The organism is Winogradskyella aurantiaca, assembly GCF_003362725.1.
Taxonomy (GTDB): Bacteria; Bacteroidota; Bacteroidia; order Flavobacteriales; family Flavobacteriaceae; genus Winogradskyella_A; species Winogradskyella_A aurantiaca.
In genome coordinates, this window is sequence record NZ_QKTV01000022.1 from 1 (window position 1) to 255 (window position 255).

Here is a 255-nt window from a genome sequence, read left to right on the forward strand (position 1 = left end):
AAAAGCAAATGGTCATGAGAACAAGATTCATATTACTTCTTTTTATTTTGAGCGGTTCTGCTGTATTTGCTCAAAAGAAACTAGCCGATAAATTCTACGATAACTATGGCTATGCCAAAGCTATTGAGCTCTACGAAAAAGTCGTTGAAAAGGGCGACAGTAGCGTCTATGTACTTACCAGACTTGGGGATTGTTATTACAACAATGCCAACTCTGAAAAAGCAGCATTCTGGTATGGTGAAGCCCTCGAAAAAG

1 pseudogene is annotated in these 255 nt (G+C 38.8%); it reads left to right on the forward strand.

Features of this window, described 5'->3' with window-relative positions:
- Positions 1-14: 14 nt before the first annotated feature.
- A pseudogene (locus DN064_RS14090) lies at positions 15-255 on the forward strand (OmpA family protein); the annotation flags it as partial.